Below are 19924 nucleotides of genomic sequence, written 5' to 3' on the forward strand. Positions count from 1 at the left end.
TCTGCCCATGTTTAAGAAATCACTGTTAACTCTGGCCTTCACCGGCGTCGCCACCCTCAGCGCCTACGCCACCGCGGCCGATACCCTGACCATGGAAGTGTATAACCCGGGCGAGAAAAGCGTGTTCCCGGTGTCTTCCGAAATCATCAGCGGCAAACACGAAGTGGCGCTGATCGACGCTCAGTTCCAGCGTAACGACGCTGAAGCGCTGGTTAAAAAGATCAAGGCGACCGGCAAGAAACTGACCACCGTTTACATCAGCCACTCAGACCCGGATTTCTATTTCGGTCTGGACGTGATTAAAGCGGCCTTCCCGGAGGCGAAAATCATCGCTTCGCCAGGCACTATCAAGGACATCAACGCTACCAAAGACGGTAAAGTCGCCTATTGGGGCCCGATCCTGAAAGACAACGCGCCGAAAACCGTGATCGTGCCGCAGCCGCTGCAGGGCGACAGCTTCACCATCGACGGCCAGAAAGTGGAAGTGAAAGGCCTGAACGGCCCGACCCCCGATCGCACCTTCGTGTGGATCCCGGCGCTGAAAGCGGTAGTGGGCGGTGTCGCGGTCGCCGGTGACAATATCCACCCGTGGATCGCCGACAACCAGAGCGTGGAATCGCGCCAGCACTGGCAGCAGACGCTGAAAAACATCGAAGCGCTGAAGCCGCAGGTCGTCGTGCCGGGCCACTTCCTGCCGGGCGCAGCGCAAACGCTGGCATCGGTGCACTTTACCCAGAAATACCTGACCACGCTGGAAGCCGAGCTGCCGAAGGCCAAGGATTCCGCCGCGCTGATTGAGGCGATGAAAAAGCACTACCCGACGCTGAAAGACGAGTCGAGCCTGGAACTGAGCGCGAAAGTGCTGAAAGGCGAGATGAAGTGGCCGCAATAAGCGCCCGTGCGTGATTGAACCAGCCCTGGCGCCGCGGTGAGCTGCCGCGCGCCAGGCGAGGAGTAAAGATGACCGAAACCACTCTGCATTACATTTTCGATCCGCTGTGCGGCTGGTGCTACGGCGCCGCGCCACTGGTGAAAGCTGCTCAGAGCCTCCCAGGGCTGAAGGTTGTGCCGCACGCCGGCGGCATGATGACCGGTAACAACCGCCGCCAAATCACCGACGAATGGCGCAACTACGTCATTCCGCACGACAAACGCATCGCCGAGATGACGGGCCAGCCTTTTGGCGAAGCCTATTTCAACGGCCTGCTGCGCGACACCACGGCAGTGATGGATTCCGAGCCGCCGATCACCGCTATCCTGGCGGCGGAAAAGCTGGCGGGGCGCGGGCTGGACATGCTGCACCGCATTCAGCAGGCGCACTATCAAGAAGGCCGGCGCATCGCCGATACGCCGGTGCTGGAAGCATTGGCGAAAGAGCTGGGGTTGCCTTCGGCGGCGTTTATCGCCGAAATGCGTTTCAACACCGGCGCGCCAACCGCGCAGCACATCGCGGAAAGCCGGGCGCTACTGGCCAAAGTGCAAGGCCAGGGCTTCCCGACCTTTGCGCTGCAGGACAGCGAAGGCCGCCTGCATCTGCTGCCGGCCGGCAACTATCTGGGTAACGTGGAAGCCTGGAAAAACCTGCTGGGCGCCGCCGCGCTGGCGTAACCTACCTTTCCCGTCCCGGCTGCCGGGGCGGGTCATTCGACCCGCACGAACCGCCCTTCCGCGCGCACGTTGTGACCGAACCCGCAATCCCCCCGCGTGTGCATCTCCAGCGCTTGCTCGCCAAATTCCAGCGTGACGTCGCAGACCTGCGCGCTTTCCGAGTCATGCTGATGGTAGACCGCTTTGCCGTGCTCGATTGGCAGCTCGGCGGTGAAGTCACCCATGTTCGGCCCGTAATACAGCCCCATCAGCGGCATGGCGTAGCCGGAAAAATCGATCAGCCAGCGCTCGCCCTGCGGCTTCACCGCCACTTCGCTCCACACGCCGCGCCCGGCGTATTGCCAATACACGCCGCCCGGCCCCTGTGGCTGCGGCCGCTGCGCCAGGCGTTGGCGCAACAGGCTCATGTTGTGCTGCGATTTGTCATCGTGCGGCGCCAGCGCCAGGTAGGCCTGTGCCTTGAGCAATTCCCCGGCGCGCATCAGCGACAGCGCCACGTTGTTGTAGGCCGTGGCGATGGCCTGCTCGCTCAGGCCGCAAAACTCGCTCCAGGCCGCCTGATCGCGAAAGATGTCGGCAGCTTTGGCGTAATCCTGCCGCTGATAGGCCTTTTTTCCCAGTTCGGCGTAGCTCGCCACCTTTTGGCAGTCGGCGGCGATGTCCGGCTCGTCAATGTGCGCCCAGGCCCGGGCGCCGGCGAAGACGCCGCAGGTCAGCAACAGGGGAAACCAAGCCTTCATCGTTTATCCTTTCTGCAAAAATTCGGCGCCAGTATAACCGCCCGGCGGTGGAGTGTATGCCGCAATTGCGCCCGTCGGTGTGCCGCTGTCGATTCAGCCGCCTTATTTCAAACGGTTAGCGGAGTTAAAACTGCTTACAGTCGCGGTTTGTTTGTTACCGTCCCGCAGCCCATGCTGAACGAAATACCGCAATTATCGAGCCGTTATGAACGCAACCCCCTTGCAGAAACACGCCGTGTGGCAGCTGATCAAACCCTTTTGGGTGTCGGAGGAGCGATGGCGCGCCTGGATGATGCTGATCGCCATCGTCGTCCTGTCGCTCGGTCTGGTCTATATCAGCGTGCAGATCAACCAGTGGAATCAGGTGTTCTACGATGCGCTGCAGAACAAGAACTACCCGGTATTCAAGGCGCAGCTGTGGCGTTTTACCTATCTGGCGCTGATCTTCATCGTGCTGGCGGTCTACAAGATCTACCTGACTCAGGGGCTGCAGATGCGCTGGCGGCGCTGGATGACGGAAAAGTTCATGGAAAAATGGCTGGCGCACCAGGCGTATTACCACGCCGAGCAGCAGCAGATCGTCGATAACCCCGATCAGCGTATTGCCGAAGATCTCAACGTATTGACCCAATATACCCTGTCGCTGTCGCTCGGGCTGCTCTCCAGCCTGGTGACGCTGTTTTCCTTTATCGACATCCTATGGCACGTCAGCGGGCCAATGACCTTCGCGCTCGGCCAGCATGCCATCACCTTGCCCGGTTATATGGTGTGGTTCGCGCTACTGTATGCGGTGCTGGGATCGCTGCTGATCTGGTGGGTCGGCAAACCGCTGGTCATGCTGGGCTTCAACCAGGAACGGTATGAGGCAAACTTCCGTTTCGGCCTGATCCGCATCCGCGAAAACAACGACGCCATCGCGCTGTACCACGGCGAACCGCGCGAGGCGCAGCAGCTGGGCGATCGTTTTGACACCATTCGCAGCAACTGGTGGGCGATTATGCGCATCACCCGGCGGCTGAACATCGCCACCAACTTCTACGGCCAGTTCGCCATTGTATTTCCCCTGCTGGTGGCGGCGCCGCGCTACTTCTCCGGCGCCATTCAGATGGGCGGCCTGATGCAGATCGCCTCGGCCTTCGGCCAGGTACAGGGTGCGCTGTCGTGGTTCATCGACGCATTTAACGATTTGGCGACCTGGAAAGCCTGCGTCAACCGTCTGGCCGGCTTCAACGCCGCCGTCGATCAGGTGCATCATCAGCCGCGCGGCATTCAGCTGCGGGAAGAGACCGCCCATCCGTTGACGCTGAGCAACCTCAGCCTGCACTTGCCCGACGGCCAGCCGCTGCTGGCCGGCGCCGAGATGACGCTGCAACGCGGCGATCGCCTGCTGATCGTCGGCCCTTCCGGCTGCGGCAAGTCGACGCTGCTGCGGGCCATCGCCGGTATCTGGCCTTACGGCGCGGGCGCCATTGGGGTAGCGGCCAATGCCAACACGTTGTTCCTGCCGCAGCGCAGCTACATTCCGATCGGCACGCTGCGCGAAGCGTTGAGCTACCCGAGCCTGGCGTCGGAATACAGCGATCCGCAGCTGATGCGAGTGCTGGAAAACTGCCGCCTGAAGCACCTGCTGCGTTGGCTGGATACCTCCGCCAACTGGAGCCATCGCCTGTCGCCGGGCGAGCAACAGCGGCTGGCGTTCGCCCGTGCCCTGTTGATTCGCCCGAACATCCTGTTCCTCGACGAGGCCACCAGCGCGCTGGACGACGAAACCGAACAGTTGATGTACTGCCTGCTGGTGGATGAACTGCCGGACGTGACGCTGATCAGCGTGGCGCACCGCAACAGCGTGGCGAAGTACCACCAGACCTGCTGGCGCTTCAGCCGCAGCGAAGATCAACCGGCGCGCCTGATGCTAAGCCCGCTGCCGGCATAACCCGCAGAGCCGGGCGCGGCGGCGCCCGGCGTTCGTTCAGATGCCGTCGGCCGGCACGTCTTCGCATTTCACCCGGCGGCGCTCATGCCACAGGCTGGTCAGGCCGCGTTTGCCGCACGCCAGCGCCACCTCGCGAAACTCATCCAGGCTCAACCCGTCGCGCTCCAGCATCATTTCCGCCGCCAGCTGCATGTTGACGCCGGTAAGCACTTCGCAATCGCCCTGCGCATCCGCCAGTTCGCAGGCGCTGCGGAACGGCGAGCCGCCGAGCATGTCGGTGAGAAACACCACGCCGTCCGGCTGCGCCACCGCCGCCAGCGCCGAGCGCAAGGCGTCGTTGAGCTGCGCGGTGCTCATCTGTTCGGGGAAATCGACCGCCGCGCAGTGCGGCTGCGGCCCCACCACCTGCTCCACCGCCTGCAACAGCCCGGTGGCGAAGCCGCCGTGGCCGGTAATCACCATGCCTGGCATAGCCCACTCCTCACAAAATGCCGATAAATTTGCCCGCCACGCCGATCGCTACGGTGACGCCAATCAGCTTCACCGGCGAGAAACCGCGCTTCATCAGGAAGAAAATGAGCAGCGTGAAGCACAGCGGCAACAAGTTGGGCATCAACTTGTCCAGCACGTCTGTCTGCAGCGCCACCCTGGCTTTGCCGGCATGCATCACCAACGGCGTGGACAGATGCACATACGAGGCCACCAGTGCGCCGATCACCGTCATGCCGACGATCGACGCGGCGTGAGAAATGCGCCGGGTGTGGGTCTTCAACAGCGCCAACGCGCTGGTACCGGCCTGATAGCCGTAGTGCGCCAGCCCGAAGCGCAGGCCGAAGTGGAACAGGTTGAACAGCAGCAGGAAGACGATCGGCCCGAACAGGCTGCCCTCCAATGCCAGCGAAGCGCCTATCCCGGCGCAGATCGGCAGCAGCGTCAGCCAAAACAGCGCGTCGCCGATGCCGCCGAGCGGCCCCATCAGCGCCACTTTCACCGCGCGAATGGTGGAGATCTTCTCCTTGTTCTGCTCCATCGCCAGCACCAGACCGGACAGGAAGGTGACGTCGAACGGGTGCACGTTGATAAATTCCATGTGCATCTTCATCGAGTTGGCCAGATCCTGCGGGTTGCGGTGGATCTTGCGCAGCCCGGGGATCAGCTGATACAGCCAGCCGCCGGCCTGCATGCGTTCATAGTTGAACGACGCCTGCAGCAGCAGCGAACGCCAGGCCATGCGGTTGATGTCGCCGCGCGTCAGCGCTTCGGCGGGCTGGCTGTCCAGATAGTCGTCCTGCTCCACCTGGCTGGTGGCCAGCGCCTGCGCCATGCGTTGCTCGGCCTTTTGCGCCAGCAGATCGTCGGAATCGTTAAATGCCATCTTCGGCGTCCTCCTGCGGAGCGGGCCGGGCCGTCGCCTCTGCCGCGCCGCGTTGCGTGTTGAAGAAATCGATCAGGGCGATCGCCAGGGCGCCCAGCGCCACCGCCAGGATCGGCAGCTTGAGGAACGTGACCGAGATAAAGCCGAGGATAAAATAGGCCACGTAGGTTTTTTTCATCATCACCTTCATCAGCAGCGAGAAGCCGATCGCCGGCATCATGCCGCCCGCCACCGCCAGCCCGTCCAGCAGCCAACCCGGCGCCTTCTGCACCATGGCGCTGGCCGCATCGGCGCCGAAGTAAATCGGCAGGAACGCCACCACGAAATAGAAGATGAACAGGATGCCGATGCCGAGATAGTTCACCCGTTCGACGCCGCGCCAGTTCAGCTCTTTCACCATGCGATCGCAGCGGTGCATCATCGGCGAGAACAGCGTAAACAGCAGCGTGATGCAGCCCTGCACCGCAATCGAGAATGGCACCGCCACGCCGATCGCCACTTTAGGGTCGGCCTTGGTCAGAATGGCGAACGCGGTGCCGATCACCCCGCCGATCACCACGTTCGGCGGTTGGGCGCCCGCCAGCGGCACCATCCCCATCCACACCAGCTCCAGCGTGCCGCCCACCAGCAAGCCGGTGTAGACATCGCCCAAAATCAGCCCCACCAGCGGCCCCATCACCACCGGCCGATGGAAGTGGGTCAGGCCGTCGAACAGGTCCACCCCCGCCAGCCCGGCCAACAACGCAATCAATAACGCATCCGTCAACATGCTTTCCCCCTGGCTCAAAAGAGCAATTTGCCGATCGCCTCGCCCGCCTCATCCGGCACCCGGCGCACTTCGCACTCCACGCCCAGCGCCGCTAACGCGCGAAACGCGGCCACGTCGCCGTCGTCCAGCGACACCGTTTTGTGCACCTGCCGCTTCCCCTCGGCGAAGTGCATGTTGCCGACGTTGACGAAACGGATCGGCACCCCGCCGCGTACCAGCGTCAACACATCCTGCGGCGTTTTGCACACCAGAAAAATCTTCTGCCGATCCGCCGCCTTGTGGATCACGTCGATGGTTTTCTGCAGCGTGAAGTAGCGGGTCTGCACCCCTTCCGCCACCACCATGTCCATCAGGTTCTGCTGCACCGGATCGGCGGCGGCCTCGTCGTTGGCCACCACCACCAGGTTGGCGCCGAGGGTGTTGGTCCAGGTCACGCCCACCTGGCCGTGCACCAGGCGATTGTCGATGCGGGTCATTAAAATGTTCGGCATGTCAGCGGCCCTCCGGGTAGCAGGCGGCGTGGTAATCGTCGAGCACCTGCGTCACTTTATGCAGCACCCACTCTTGCGGATCGGCGCTCAATTCGCCGGCGTTCAGCGCCCGCGCCTGATCCGGCAGGTACTGGCTGAGCAGCGCCAGCGGCGCCGGGCTGCGGCGCAGGTTGTCCAGCAGCCCGTCGACCGCCTGCTGCACCTGCGGCTGCGGCCAGTAGTAACGCACCCGATCGCTCAGGCTGTAGTGGCGATCGAGGTACTGTTGGTGCGGCGTGCCGTGGTAGTAGCGGCTCCACTGCTGCGGCTGCTCGCGCATCACCTGCTCCAGCGTGGCGCACAGCTGCGCCGACTGGCGCTCCCCCAGCCATTCACGCTCGATGCGATCGAGGGCGAACAGCGCTTCGCGCAGCGCGAAGGTCAGCGCCGGCCCCACCTTCAGGATGGCGAAGTGATCGCGCACCAGTTGGCGGTAGGCCTGCGGCGGCTGATAGTCCGTGGAGTGCGCTTCATAGATCATTCCCGGCTGGCGTTCGATGAAATGGCTCAATGCGTCGGCGCGCTGCGGCTGATAGCGTTCGACGCGGTGGTGATCGAACTCGACGCCCGGCTGCACCACCAGCGCGATGGTTCTCTGCCAGGCATCGTTCAGCTCGGCCTGTTGCCAGGCGATACGGTGCGTTTCCAGCGTTTGCGCCACCGCCTGCGGCGTGGTGACCTGCAGACTCGCCAGCGCCTCCTGCGCGCCGCCCGGCACCGGCACTTCGGTGCCAATCACATAGACCGGCGCTTCGCCGCCGCTCTGCATCCAGGCCCGCTCCGCCATCGCGCACAAGCGCGCCGCACGCTCGGCGACCGTGGCATCCCCCAGGGGCGAGGGATCGCCGGCGCACGACATGGAACAATCGAGGTGAATCTTGCGAAATCCGGCGCGGACGTAATCGTCGATCAAGGTTTCCGCCAGCGCCATCGCCTCCTGAGCCGGGCGATCTTGCCAGGCGTTGGGCCCCAGGTGATCGCCGCCCAGCCACACGCGATCGCGCGCCAAGCCAACCTCATCCGCCAGATGCCACAGCGCATCGCGGAACTGGGCCGCCGTTTGGCCGGTATAGCCGCCGAACTGATTGACCTGGTTGGACGTCGCCTCCACCAATACCGGCGTGCCGCGCGCTTTGGCCTGCCGCAGCGCGGCCTTCAGAACCCAGGGATGGGCGGAACAGACGGAAAAGATCCCGACCGGCATACCGGCCTTGTGCTGCTCGACAAGCTGTAACAACTGCTGCATGAAGCCCCCATGCAGGCGCCCTGCTACCGATCGGCGATGATGACCTCCACGCCCAGCTCGGTTAACGCCCGCTCGTAATCGTCCGGAAGACGGCTGTCGGTGATCAGCCGATGGATTTGTCCGGCTTCGCGAATCATGCAAAAGCTCTTGCGACCGAATTTGCTGGCATCCGCCACCGCGATAATCTCGCGCGCCACCTCGCACATCACGCGATTGAGGTGCGCCTCACCGGGGTGAGGCGTGGTAATGCCGGCGCTCAGATCGAACCCGTCGACGCCCAAAAACAGCTTGTCGAAGCGGTACTGACGCAATTGCTGCTCGGCGGCCGGACCGTAGAGCGAGTAAGAGTTGCGGCGCACGCTGCCCCCCAGCACCATAACCTCCACCCCGTCGTTTCCCGAAAGCTCGTAGGCAATGTTCAGCGCATTGGTCATCACCACCAGATCGCGCCGCCCCTTCAGGAACGGCACGATCTGCGTGGTGGTGGAGCCGGAATCGAGGATCAGCGCATCGCCGTCGCGCACATAGCCGGCCGCCGCGTTGGCGATCAGCGTTTTGACGTCGCGATTCAACCGCCCCTTGTCCCGCAGCGGCCGATCGAAAGCGAATTGCTGATTGAGCATCGCGCCGCCGTAAGCCCGCAGCGCACACCCTTTTCGTTCCAGAAAGCGCAGATCGTTGCGGATCGTCACCGTGGATACCGCAAACTGTTTGCTGAGCTGCTCCACGCGCACGCTGCCGTGCTCGCATAACAGATCGATAATGTGTTCACGTCGCTTTGCGGTATTCACTGGCATGAGCTGCGGTCCTCAGGTTTCCGGCATCGCCGGGGAGAAGATGGCTTTCGCTCTACTGCGCAGGCATTACAGCAAAGCGAAAGCAATGAAATTGTGATCGGGCTTACAGCCCGGTTTTAGCAAAAAAACCGTCAAAAAACCTTTCGAATCGAAACGGATCGAAAAGCCAAAAAGCGGAAGGGAGAAAAAGTGAAATGCCAGGATGGGCGAGAAGCCCGGAGCGCCGAGGTGTGGGCTGCGAGGAAAGCGAAAGCGGCGCCTGGCGCGCCCCGCGCCCTGACTTTTAGTTCACTCAGTGACCAGGATCACATAATGGCAATTATCCTGCGGCCGGCGAGGGTTAACCGCCGCCATCCCGCCGGGCCATCCCCTTGTCAGCGCGCGCCATCTTCCCTACACTTGCGATCGCATACCGTCGATTTGTCGGTACGTAAGCGTTAACGTCAATCAACGCATCATGCCATGCAGCACTGATTGACTGCATGCCCTGGTGCGAGGAACCCATGCCGCAACCCGCTTCACCCCCAGCGTCCACCGCGACTCCGCGTCGCCGATTGCACCGCCCCGTTCTGCTGATCGTCGGCATTATGCTGATCGCGGCCAACCTGCGCGCCGCCCTGACCAGCGTCGGCCCGCTGCTGGAACAGATCCAGCAGCAGCTGGCGTTGTCCGCCACCGCCGCCGGCCTGATCAACTCGCTGCCGCTGATCCTGTTCGCCATCCTCTCGCCATTGACTCCGGCGCTGGCGAAACGCATCGGCATCGAGCGCACCCTGGGTCTCGCCCTCGCGCTGCTGGTCTGCGGCATCGCGCTGCGTTCCCTGCCGCAAGACGCCATGCTATGGCCGGGCAGCATCCTGATCGGCGCCGCCATCGCCTTCGCCAACGTAGTGCTGCCGACGCTGGTGAAAAGAGATTTCCCGCATCGCGCCGCCGCGATGATCGCCGCCTATGCGGCGGTGATGTCGCTGGTTGCCGCCATCGCCTCCGGCCTGGCGGTGCCGCTGGCTGCCCTGGCCGACCTCGGCTGGCGGTTCTCCTTACTGTGCTGGGGGTTGCCCGCGTTACTGGCGCTGCTGGTGTGGCTGCCGCAGCTGCGACGCTCAGCCACTCCCGCCGCCAAAGCGCCGCAGCCGACGGAGCCACAGCGCTATCGCTCTCCCTGGGGCAGCGCGCTGGGTTGGCAAGTGGCGATGTTCATGGGGCTGCAATCGATCGCCTTCTACACCATCATCGGCTGGTTCAGCGCCTTTGCCGCCAGCTACGGCACCTCAGCTCAGCAGGCAGGTTTCGAGCTGTTCATTTACCAGGTAGTGGCCATCGTCGCCAACTTTGTCATGGTGGTGATTTTGCCGCGCGCGCACGATCAACGGGCGATAGCGCTGGGCAGCTCGCTGCTGATCTTTATCGGCGTCGGGGGATTGTTGGTGCAACCCGCCAGTTCACTGGTGTGGCTGACGTTTGCCGGATTGGGGGCGGGGAGTTCGCTGGTGCTGGCGCTGTCGTTCTTTGGATTGCGCAGCCAGCATCATCATCAGGCGACGCTGCTGTCGGGTATGGCGCAATCCGTCGGTTATCTGTTGGCGGCGCTGGGGCCCACCCTATTCGGCCTGCTGCACGATCTGACGGCAGGTTGGCGTTTGCCGTTGATCGTCCTGCTGTGCCTGACCGTCTTGCAAATGCTGTTCGGCGCGCTGGCCGGCCGCCGCCGCGTGATCAGCTAACGCGGCTGCGCGATGGGGGCCGCGGCGGCTCAGAGTCGGTATCCTGCCATAAGTCTTCAATAAAGGCGCGCTGCTCATCGCTCAGCACCCATGACGGCGGAATTTTGGACTGTGCGCGACGCTCAGCGCCCTCACGGTTTTTAGCCTGCTTCTTGTTCACGAATCGCCTTCCTGCTTAACCTGCTAACTCAGTAACCAGTAAATCACGGCGGCGGTTAACAGCCAGAACAGCCCGCTACCGATAAATACACACAGCCATGCTCTACGTTTGATATCTGATCCATCCTTGCTCACCACAGCGCCCTCAACCAATAGATTAAACCATTCAAATGATGATTATTGATCTATTTTAACGATCAATAAAGTAGCTTTTTCCTATGGAAATTTAAAAAACAACTGCCAGCCATAGGCCTGCATCACCGCCTCAGTAAGAACGGCACCGTGGATATCACTGTTATCGGCAGGCGATAACTTGAATTGATAGGCGAACGAAGGTGCAGTGTGCCATACCTTGGAAGGTCGAAATTAAACCACTGGTAAATAATTCAACTATCAATTATTTGACTGCCCGTAAGCCAAATCGGCAACAGGCAGCGCTGGAGACGGGGGAGAAAATGAAGCGATGTACTGGGATCATGCGGAGAGAACACCGGCCCGTTTTGGTCTCGCTCGGGCCGGCGTGAGTTAACCGATTCTGCTGACGGAATCCCGGCTGGCGTGTTCACGCTCGCTGCCGGTCAGCTCACGTAAATGGCCTGAGCGCATCTCAAGCAACCGATCGGCGTGTTCGAAATAGTGATCGTCATGGCTGATGGCAAACACCGTTTTGCCCATCGCGCGCAGCTCCGGCAATAGTTCACGATAGAAAGTGCGCCGAAATTGCGGATCCTGATCCGCGGCCCATTCATCCAACAGCAAGATATCGCGCTGTTCCGCCACCGCCAGCAGCAAAGCCAGACGTTTGCGTTGCCCCTGCGACAGTTGCGGATTGGTCACCCTGGTGCCGTCAAACTGCAGTTTGCTTTTCATATTCAACCGCTCGAGCCAAATGGCGACCAGATCCGCATCGGGTTCACCGCCTTCCGGCCCTTGCAAGCGATCGAACTGATGAAAATCGGTGAAAATCGCCGAAAACAGCCGCCGGTAGTCCGGCATATCCGCTGCGCTCTGTGCGACGCCATCCAGAACGATATGGCCGCTCACCGGCCGGTACAACCCGGTCAACAACATCGCCAGCGTTGACTTGCCGCTGCCGTTGCCGCCGATCAGAAAGACCAGCTCACCACGCCGCAGCGTCAGATTGAGCGGCCCGACGGCAAAACCGGGCTGCTGTTCCGTATCTGCATAGTGAAAAACCACGTCGCGCAGCTCCAGCGTCTGCCAGGGGCGACCAACGGCGGCAGGAAACGCCGGTTGATACTCGGCCAGGCGCAGCGTCTTCAGCTTGTTAAAGGCCACTTCGGCGCTGACCAACGTCGGAAACGCTCCGACCGCTTGCAGTAATGGCGTGCGCAAAAACAGCAGCGTCAGTGAATAGGTGGCGGCCACCGCCGAGTCCGCCCATCCCAGACTGTTGGCCATAAAGAACACCAGCCCAATCGCGCCCAACATCATGATGTTTGACCAGTTGAGCGCGCTCAAATGGAAGGTATCGGCGCGAATGATGTGGTGGCGATAAGCTTGCGCATCGGGCTGATAGGCCTGTTCGTACAGCGCCTGCGCCCGCTTGCGGTTCAACGTCAGTTCCTTGCGGCCGTCAATCACCGACTCATAACGATGATAGAGACGTTCTTCCGACTCACGCAAACTGGCCATATGACGATAAACCCGTGATACCAGGCAGCCGCTGCCCACGACGGTCACCGCCACCCAGACTGCCGTGACCGCCAGCATTTTCGGCGATAGCCACCCCAGATAGGCCGCTGCCCCCAGGGTTAAAATCACTCCTTGTACCAGTTCAGGCAGGCGCACGAAGGCGACGGTGATATTGCGGATATCGCTGGACAGGCTGGCCAACAATGAGGCGCTGCCCAATTGTTCGAGGCGTTCAATATCGGTATCCAAAATGCGCTTCACTAACTGCCCACGCAGGCGATAGACGAAGTAATGGCCCAATGTCGTCAGCGCCAATTGCGAACCCAAGGTGACCGCTATCAACAATGCCAACAGGGCGAGAAACACCGGCAGCACGGCCAAGGCATCGCCGCCGGCGTCCATCAGGTATTGATTGATAAAAGCAATGATACCGATACCTAAGCCGGCGCTGGCCATGGTCAACGCCATGACAGCCAGAAATGGCCAACGATACTGGTGATAAACCACCCGTAGCAGTTCCATGAAAAAACCTCTGAAGTCGCGATCTGGCAGGCATTGTAAGCGGCGTGAGAATGAGATCAAGACGAATTCTCAACACAGTTTATCAAGCACCGTTCTGAGAGAGGCGGTATCCCCGTGGTCATCTGACGGGGGCAAAATTCCCATACGGCTCTTACAGGACGCTCAATATTCGCTGATTAAATAGCTTCCCGAAATAAATTAAATAAACATATATGAATCAAAAAGCCATTCACTTGAAAAATAAAACAATAAAACCCATGCATTCACAAATGAAATTATTTATTTTCTTTGCCGCCTATTATGTTCCAATGCTTTAATAAAACATCACAATAGAAATCGCCAACATCTAAGACGCAGGAAGGGAAAATGAAAAAAAGGAAATTTCTTAGTCAGGTTGAAATTGAGCAACTGATTGCCGCTGTGAATGAAGGAAAAAATAGCATTCGAGATCGTTGTTTACTATTAATGTGCTTTATTCACGGCTTGCGGGTTAGCGAACTGCGTGCATTGCGCCTTCAGGATATTGACCTTACCTCCAATAGGATCCATATATCCCGGTTAAAAAACGGGTTTTCCGTTCAGCACCCCATTCAACCGCGAGAACGGCAGGCGCTGTTAAACTGGCTGGCCCAACGGGCGAACTATCCTGACGCTGAAGCGCCATGGCTATTCCTGTCGCGCCACGGCGGGCAGATATCACGTCAGCAGCTCTATCGGTTGATGAGAATGTATGGCGAGATGGCCGGCATTAGCGTTCAGGTCCATCCTCACATGTTGCGACATTCCTGCGGTTACGCCCTTGCGGATAAAGGGATCGATACGCGTTTGATTCAGGATTATTTAGGGCACAAAAATATCCAGAATACGGTGATTTACACCGCGACCAACGTTGAGCGATTCCGCACGATCAACATTTAACCTCACGACGAAAATAATTACGCAGCCCCGTCCTCCGTTAAACAACACATCGAGTGCAATGCAATATTCAGATGGGAGAGGCAGCCCGGCACGTCATCAACGGCCTACTCAGCAATATTTTAACGCCGAGCTGCTTTTCATGCATCGGCGCCAGGGATAGGCCACACTGGGTAAGCTTTTAACGGCAAGCCTGCCGATAAATCATAGCCCATACCGTTTCATTAAAGGTTAGGTGCCCTTTGACCATTTCCCCCCCAATTGCCGCGTAATATTGCCGTGCAGAGAAAACAGTTCGCTGTCATTCTTCACCTGCAGCTTACGCATGGCGCTGCATTTATGCGCGCTGATCGTCTTGATGCTGCGCCGTTGCAACTCGGCGATTTGCCGCAGGCTCATTCCGTTGAACAAAAAGGCCAAGACGTCGCTCTCACAGCGGGTCAACTTTCGCGTTGCCGCCTCCTCTCCGCTAACGGAAGGCGCCAGAAAAGCGCCTATCTGCGGGCTCAACACGCGTTCCCCAAGCAGCACGCGATTAAAAAACTCCGCCACCAGCGGCAAAGCGTCATCTCTGGCTACGATGCTAATATTGGGCTGGTTCAACAGACGCCCCACCTCTTCTGCATTCTGGCAGCGGGTATAGACGATCACCCGCAATTCGGGCAACTGCGTGCACAAGGCAAGCAACGTTTCCCTGCCCTGAGCGACCGTTTCATCTTCACCATCCATCTCGCTAATCAGCACGTCAGCCTGCTGATAGACCACGCTATCCGCCACCGCGCGGACGCTGGTTTCCTTTACGACGACTTTTGCCTGGGTTGGCAGCGTTTTTAAAAAACTCGCCAACCCCTCCAGCGTTAATGGGCATCTGTCCATTAATGCTATGTTCAGCGGCTGCTGACGCCATGAATGCATAATCTGCTCCTATGCTTGCTTACCCCAGAGGCATCGCACGCTTGCCTAGCGAACAAAAGACGAACCTTGCGCAGCCATCCATTTCCCCTGAAGATACAATTCCCCATCGCTGTGAAATCCCAACTTCAACATCGCATTGCGTTTATGCGTGCTGACGGTGCGAATATCACGGCACATCGTTAACGCCACGCTGGTCACGCTTTTACCGGAAAACAACTGGGTCAGCACATCCAGTTCCTTCGCCGTCAAAGGCTTGTCGGCTGTCGCCTCATGCAATTGACGCTGACGCACCCGATGGCTGAAACTGCTGCAGCCCGCCAAGACCTGTTGGACGCAATGAGTCAACGCAATGGCCGGCTCTTGCTTCAACATCAGGCCGCGGATGCCGGATGCGATCAGTTGCCGCAGCAGCCTGGGTTCATCCAATGCCGTACAAATAATTATCGCGGTGTCCGGCGAGCTTTCACGCACATCGGCAATCAGCCTGAAGCCGTCCAATACCAATTCTGATTTGCCGCACAAATCCATCACCAGTAAACGATGCGTGTGCTGAGTGAATAAGGCTCTCAGCGCCACCAGGTTCGTCACCTGTCGAACGTTGTCGGGCTGTAGACCGCAGGACTCAATCAATCGGTTTCTCATCCCCAACGCCGTGAGGGGGCAAGGTTCCATGATAGCCACGGCCCCCGTCGCCGCATTGCCGGCCGCCAAGGTTGTTCCATAGGGATAATTAATATTCATATCATCACCTTAAATCTGTCGTTAACCTTCCATCTAGGGCAGCCCTTTGTCTACTGATAGACGAAAGTGACCTGCAGAGCCCCTTCTATCGAACCGGGCGTTGAACCGCCATTGACGCTGAATGCCCGCGCCCGCAAATTGAATTTGGCTTCATTCGTCGCCCGATTAACTAACTGGGCCATACTCTTGCCATTGCCCAGGTTTGCCCCCTGGCTATTTTGCAATTCAATTTGCACTCGGCGAGAACTGCCGGTGCTTTTGTACAAGCTGGCACCTTCATCCGCAGCCGTTCCGCTGAAGGTCGCGACGACCGACGTGGTGGTGCTTGGGCAGTTTTTTAGCGTCAAAGGAAACTCCACCCACGGGCTAAAGGCACCGGAGGTCGCCAGTACGGCGGCAGAAATATCGTCCCCCAGATTGACCGAAACCGTGCCGTTCGCGCCGTCGATTTCACAGGGTGCCGCTTTGATGTTGCCGGTAATCACTATTTTTGATACGGCATGCGCCGACGGCATCGCCAGGAGAAACAGGCCCGCCAGCGCCAATTTGCAGCCAATACCGCTAAAAACCTTCCCCATAATCTGCTCCTTCTCGTTAAACGCCGGGCCCCCGGCGTGCTACCGTTGAAATATCCGTTATTGAATTTCTGCCTGAATGGTCGCCGTTGCATTGAATTGCCCCACGGCAGGAGGTTGGCCGGTGGTGTTGATCGGATATACGCTGATCCGTGAGCTGCCACTCTGGTTGGGATATTGGAAGTTATCGATCGGCAAGCGCCCGCTCTGAGGCCGAATAACATTGCCCTGCATATCCTTAATCATCACGCCAATGTCGCGATTGCTGGTCTTCAGAGCCTCGGGCATGCTGCCGTCCGCCTCACCGCGAAATGACAGGCTGACCTTGACGCCGGCAGAAATATTGCGGCAAGCCAGCGTCAGCGTTCTCTCTTCTGGCGTGACGCCGGACGCCATTGCCCCCTTGGTTTGAATATTCGACGTCAAGATATCGCCAAAATCGATCGTGACCGTTTGCGGACTGATTTCACAGCTCTGCGGCACGGTGACGGTGCCGCTCATGGAGATAGTGGAGACCGGCACATCGCTTTTCACCCCGCTCACCACGGAGACGTAGGTGTCTACCAGGCGGGTGCTGGGGATTGTGGTCACGCCAACGAAAGGGCGGCGGAAATACAGATGAATTCGCCCGCGAGCACCGCTGTTGTAGGGCGTGCTGGCACAGGATTCGTCATCACCATCCATATCGGTCTTAAAGTTAGACTCATTGGTGAACGGCGCGGCAATAAACGCGTTGCGATACCCCGCAACGAAAACTTCGCTGGCCACGCCCAGGTATTCATTCAACGCGTAATACGTTAATCCCCCGCTGCTGAATACCGGCTCGCTCAGCAGCATTTTGGCGGTGACATAAGACGCCGTACGCGTCTGACATTCGCACTTCACCCGATAAGAACCGGGCAAATTCCAGTTGCCGCCGTCAGCATTCTTAATAATCCGCCCCACCACGTTTTGCGACGGGTCGGTTAAAACCGGGGAAAAAAGGAATGAAAACCCATGGGTCCCCGAAATAGGAACACACTGCCCGAAAGCCGCCTGCACCTGTGGTGCGCCCAACGTTGCGCACGCCAATAGCCCACCGACGATGATCCCACGTTGAATCGATATTCCTGTCGCCATCATATGCACCTTATAAACACTGCCCGTTAACGAGGCGAATCCCACCGCTCTCGGGCTGATTAGCCAATTGATAGTTGGCCTGACATTGCTGAGCCGCGTCATTGCCCCACTTAACCCGCAACCTCCCGCTATCCGCCAGGCCAGCCAGATAAACCTGGCCGCCATCACCGACGATGGCTGCATTGTCAGAGGGGCTGTTGAGAGTGCTGACGGTGGCGCCGAACGGCACCGGAGCGCCGCTGCGCGTCAGCAAGGTCAGCAACACACGGGCACCGACGTCCGGATTAAAGCGGGCGCGCACCACGGCGCCGCGAGTTGGGATCACCGTTTGGCTACTCAGCGTCATGTCGACGTCCTCTGCGAAAGATTCACCGTCCAATCCGACGATGTTGCGCCGGTAAGGCGTCAGGTAAGGCACAACCGCATAGCCGCGCCAGTCGGTGCTGACTCCGGTCTGGTTCAGGACATTCACCCCTGAAGCACCAGGCGCTTGCACCAACGCCACCGTATCGCCCAGCGGTTGGGAAAGCGTGATGCCGTTTTGGTGCACCAGAACGCCGCCCTGCACGCCGTAGTTCACCTGCCGGCGATGGCGATCGTAGCCGTACCCCAGGTTCAACTCGGCGAGAGAGCCTTTATAATCCGCCTGAATATTGCCGTTCGCCCCCACATCCCTGCCGGTATAGCCCTGGCTGATGCTGTAGTTCAGGTTGTTTCCCGGCAACGCCGTACCGCTCAACCCAAGGTTGTTGCTGGTGGCACCATTGCGACTGGCGTTCATACTGTAGGTGGCGTAGCTGCCCGGCAGCCATTTGCTGAGCGGTACGCTGACGTTGAAAGCCACGATATGGTCACGAATACTGCTGCGATTGCCGTTACTGTCATAACCGTTCTGGTTGAACGTGTAATTCAGCCCGTAACTGACCGCTTCCCAGCTGTTGTTGTAGCTGAGGCTGACAGACTGCGAACGGCGATTGTTATCCCAGTAGTCTTCGTTAAACAGGCTGAGCGACAGCGTTCCTCCCCGCTCCCACAGGCTTTGGCTCATCGTCAGCTCGGCGCGGCTCTTCTTGTGATCGCTATAGACGGCGCTGTTGCCGCCATAGCTCTCCAGCGCCTCCTGCAGGCTATAAAAGCCGCGCGTGGAGTAGCGGTAACTGGCCAAACTAAAGTTGGTGCCGGTTTCAATGAAGTTTTTACCGTAACGCAGACGCCATGATTGCCCCTGTTCCTTCGGCCGGGTTTCCTGCTTGGTCCAGGCTTGGGTGACATCGGCAGACAGCGCGCCTACCGCCCCCATGTTCTGCCCCCATCCCAGCGCCAAAGACTGATATTTACTGGCCGCCTGCACGCCGCCATACAACGTGGCCCCCCAAGGCAAACCGTAGATCCCGGTTGCCTGGCTGAACGGGCGTTCATCAACGCCGCCGCTGTATGACCGGTATTTCCCGCTGGTCAGGCTGTATTTAAACCGCCCTTCGCGCTGCAATACCGGCACCACGGCGTACGGCACCACAAAATGCTGCTCCTGCCCGTCTGCCTCACGCACGTTTACATTCAGGTCGCCGCTGCCACCCGTGGGATACAGATCGGAAATTTCAAACGCCCCCGGCGGCACATAGCTTTGATAAATCACGTAGCCGTTTTGCCGGATTATGATTTGCGCATTCGTGCGTGCGATCCCGCGCACTACCGGCGAGTACCCTTTCATGCTGTCCGGCAGGATATCGTCCTCAGAGGCCAACTGCCCGCCGCGGAACTGCACGCTATCGAACACATCGCTGGATGTTGTGCTGTCACCCAGGGTCAGGCGGCTTTGCAACGCAACGATATCGCGCTGCAGGTAGGTATTGATTGAGCGCCAGGAAGAAGAGCCACCGGAGTAATGATTCCAGATCGAATAGTTACGCAGGCGCCAGGCGCCCCAGTTGATGCCCGAGCGCAGATTGAGGTAATAGTTATTGTTGTTTTGCCGTTCGCTGGCGCGCATCTGGCTATTGGCGCCGCTGAAATTGTAATTGACCAACAGCGCCGGTATGCCGGAATCCCATTTATCCGGGGAAACGTAGTCGCGCGCATTCAAGCGCAGCGCCGCCTGCGGGATACTCAAATTCAGCCTCAACTGATTGAACAGGAATGTCGAAGAGGCTTGTGGAATGGCCAGCGCCAAATTGACGCAACTCTCCCCAGGCACCATCGCCGGAAACATGGCAACCCTCACGCCCAATTCAGCCAATTTCTCAGTACTGAAGCAAGGTTGCAGCGTTTGTTTACCGCCGGCCCCTGGCATAAGCCGGAACTCGACGTCGAGGCTGTCTATCTGTTCGCCGTTCAGGTAAAGATCGACCCGATAGTTCCCGGGCGCCTGGCTGCTGTTCTCCTCAAATACGGAGAGATCGGCGCCGCGCAGCGCCGGGTTATCGATTTCCAGCAACGCCGGGTTGAAATAATCGCGCGCATAAGCCGTGCCGATCGGGCTCAGCAGCGCCACCTGGCAAGATATCAGGCCGGCAAGAACCGATCGCGCCCCTGGTAAACCAATGCAATTCGGGTTATTCATCCTTTTAACTCCCTGTCCCGATTGGCTCGGCCCGACGAAA

The 19924-nt window shown here is 59.4% G+C and carries 19 protein-coding genes; 5 read left to right on the forward strand and 14 right to left on the reverse strand.

What is annotated here, in order from left to right:
* The first annotated feature begins 7 nt into the window (after nt 1–7).
* Nucleotides 8–892 (forward strand): MBL fold metallo-hydrolase, encoded by an 885-nt coding sequence (locus tag ACF8MC_RS13165; protein WP_039567352.1) that lies wholly within the window; start codon nt 8–10, stop codon nt 890–892.
* A 68-nt stretch (nt 893–960) separates the two neighbouring features.
* Nucleotides 961–1608: a DsbA family protein gene (locus ACF8MC_RS13170; RefSeq protein ID WP_033649493.1), complete on the forward strand. Its 648-nt coding sequence runs from the start codon at nt 961–963 to the stop codon at nt 1606–1608.
* 32 nt (nt 1609–1640) lie between these two features.
* On the opposite strand, the gene ACF8MC_RS13175 is transcribed toward ACF8MC_RS13170, so the two are convergent.
* The gene (locus ACF8MC_RS13175) at nt 1641–2348 is read right to left on the reverse strand and encodes a hypothetical protein (protein ID WP_060422165.1); all 708 of its coding nucleotides are present in this window, start codon (nt 2346–2348) and stop codon (nt 1641–1643) included.
* A 205-nt stretch (nt 2349–2553) separates the two neighbouring features.
* Here ACF8MC_RS13175 and ACF8MC_RS13180 point away from each other — a divergent pair, with 205 nt between their 5' ends.
* Complete coding sequence (locus ACF8MC_RS13180; RefSeq protein ID WP_164105289.1) at nt 2554–4281, forward strand: ABC transporter ATP-binding protein/permease; 1728 nt, start codon at nt 2554–2556, stop codon at nt 4279–4281.
* 36 nt (nt 4282–4317) lie between these two features.
* Here ACF8MC_RS13180 and agaF read toward each other — a convergent pair whose 3' ends face one another.
* The 6 genes from agaF to agaR are packed head-to-tail and all read right to left on the reverse strand — an operon-like array spanning nt 4318 to nt 8998.
* Nucleotides 4318–4752, reverse strand: a complete 435-nt coding sequence (agaF, locus tag ACF8MC_RS13185) for a PTS galactosamine/N-acetylgalactosamine transporter subunit IIA (RefSeq protein WP_164105288.1) — start codon at nt 4750–4752, stop codon at nt 4318–4320.
* A 10-nt stretch (nt 4753–4762) separates the two neighbouring features.
* Nucleotides 4763–5656, reverse strand: coding sequence for a PTS system mannose/fructose/sorbose family transporter subunit IID (locus ACF8MC_RS13190; protein WP_033649490.1), 894 nt, complete (start codon nt 5654–5656; stop codon nt 4763–4765).
* Nucleotides 5646–6425: a PTS N-acetylgalactosamine transporter subunit IIC gene (gene agaW / locus ACF8MC_RS13195; RefSeq protein ID WP_033635784.1), complete on the reverse strand. Its 780-nt coding sequence runs from the start codon at nt 6423–6425 to the stop codon at nt 5646–5648. The genes ACF8MC_RS13190 and agaW overlap by 11 nt, the downstream gene beginning before the upstream one ends.
* Before the next feature lie 14 nt (nt 6426–6439).
* A complete protein-coding gene (gene agaV / locus ACF8MC_RS13200) occupies nt 6440–6916 on the reverse strand; it encodes a PTS N-acetylgalactosamine transporter subunit IIB (protein ID WP_019455696.1) in 477 nt (158 codons plus the stop codon).
* A gap of 1 nt (nt 6917) precedes the next feature.
* On the reverse strand, nt 6918–8201 hold the full coding sequence (locus ACF8MC_RS13205; protein WP_164105287.1) for a D-tagatose-bisphosphate aldolase, class II, non-catalytic subunit: 1284 nt from the start codon (nt 8199–8201) through the stop codon (nt 6918–6920).
* A gap of 23 nt (nt 8202–8224) precedes the next feature.
* Nucleotides 8225–8998: a transcriptional repressor AgaR gene (gene agaR / locus ACF8MC_RS13210; protein ID WP_033649488.1), complete on the reverse strand. Its 774-nt coding sequence runs from the start codon at nt 8996–8998 to the stop codon at nt 8225–8227.
* 503 nt (nt 8999–9501) lie between these two features.
* On the opposite strand from agaR, the gene ACF8MC_RS13215 reads away from it, so the two are divergent.
* Nucleotides 9502–10722, forward strand: a complete 1221-nt coding sequence (locus ACF8MC_RS13215; RefSeq protein WP_164105286.1) for an MFS transporter — start codon at nt 9502–9504, stop codon at nt 10720–10722.
* 183 nt (nt 10723–10905) lie between these two features.
* Here ACF8MC_RS13215 and ACF8MC_RS13220 read toward each other — a convergent pair whose 3' ends face one another.
* Both ACF8MC_RS13220 and ACF8MC_RS13225 read right to left on the reverse strand, forming a co-directional pair.
* On the reverse strand, nt 10906–11019 hold the full coding sequence (locus ACF8MC_RS13220) for a YmiA family putative membrane protein (RefSeq protein WP_049232362.1): 114 nt from the start codon (nt 11017–11019) through the stop codon (nt 10906–10908).
* Nucleotides 11020–11406: 387 nt separating this feature from the next.
* Nucleotides 11407–13059 carry a multidrug ABC transporter permease/ATP-binding protein gene (locus tag ACF8MC_RS13225; protein WP_033649486.1) on the reverse strand — a complete coding sequence of 551 codons (1653 nt, stop codon included), beginning with the start codon at nt 13057–13059 and terminating at the stop codon, nt 11407–11409.
* A 366-nt stretch (nt 13060–13425) separates the two neighbouring features.
* Between ACF8MC_RS13225 and ACF8MC_RS13230 the strand changes: the two genes are divergently transcribed.
* The gene (locus tag ACF8MC_RS13230; protein ID WP_033649485.1) at nt 13426–13977 is read left to right on the forward strand and encodes a tyrosine-type DNA invertase; all 552 of its coding nucleotides are present in this window, start codon (nt 13426–13428) and stop codon (nt 13975–13977) included.
* A 228-nt stretch (nt 13978–14205) separates the two neighbouring features.
* Here ACF8MC_RS13230 and ACF8MC_RS13235 read toward each other — a convergent pair whose 3' ends face one another.
* The 5 genes from ACF8MC_RS13235 to ACF8MC_RS13255 are packed head-to-tail and all read right to left on the reverse strand — an operon-like array spanning nt 14206 to nt 19884.
* Nucleotides 14206–14889 (reverse strand): response regulator transcription factor, encoded by a 684-nt coding sequence (locus ACF8MC_RS13235; RefSeq protein ID WP_004931798.1) that lies wholly within the window; start codon nt 14887–14889, stop codon nt 14206–14208.
* 45 nt (nt 14890–14934) lie between these two features.
* Nucleotides 14935–15630, reverse strand: a complete 696-nt coding sequence (locus ACF8MC_RS13240) for a response regulator transcription factor (protein WP_033649483.1) — start codon at nt 15628–15630, stop codon at nt 14935–14937.
* 50 nt (nt 15631–15680) lie between these two features.
* Nucleotides 15681–16208, reverse strand: coding sequence for a fimbrial protein (locus ACF8MC_RS13245; RefSeq protein ID WP_033649482.1), 528 nt, complete (start codon nt 16206–16208; stop codon nt 15681–15683).
* A gap of 57 nt (nt 16209–16265) precedes the next feature.
* Entirely contained in the window at nt 16266–17327 is a 1062-nt protein-coding gene (locus tag ACF8MC_RS13250; protein ID WP_079656753.1) for a fimbrial protein, read from the reverse strand.
* A 7-nt stretch (nt 17328–17334) separates the two neighbouring features.
* Nucleotides 17335–19884: a fimbria/pilus outer membrane usher protein gene (locus ACF8MC_RS13255; RefSeq protein WP_033654092.1), complete on the reverse strand. Its 2550-nt coding sequence runs from the start codon at nt 19882–19884 to the stop codon at nt 17335–17337.
* Nucleotides 19885–19924 lie beyond the last annotated feature (40 nt).

The sequence above is a fragment of the Serratia sp. LACPHL-BACT-2024-00286 genome (genome assembly GCF_043109535.1).
In the GTDB taxonomy this organism is placed as follows: Bacteria; Pseudomonadota; Gammaproteobacteria; order Enterobacterales; family Enterobacteriaceae; genus Serratia; species Serratia sarumanii.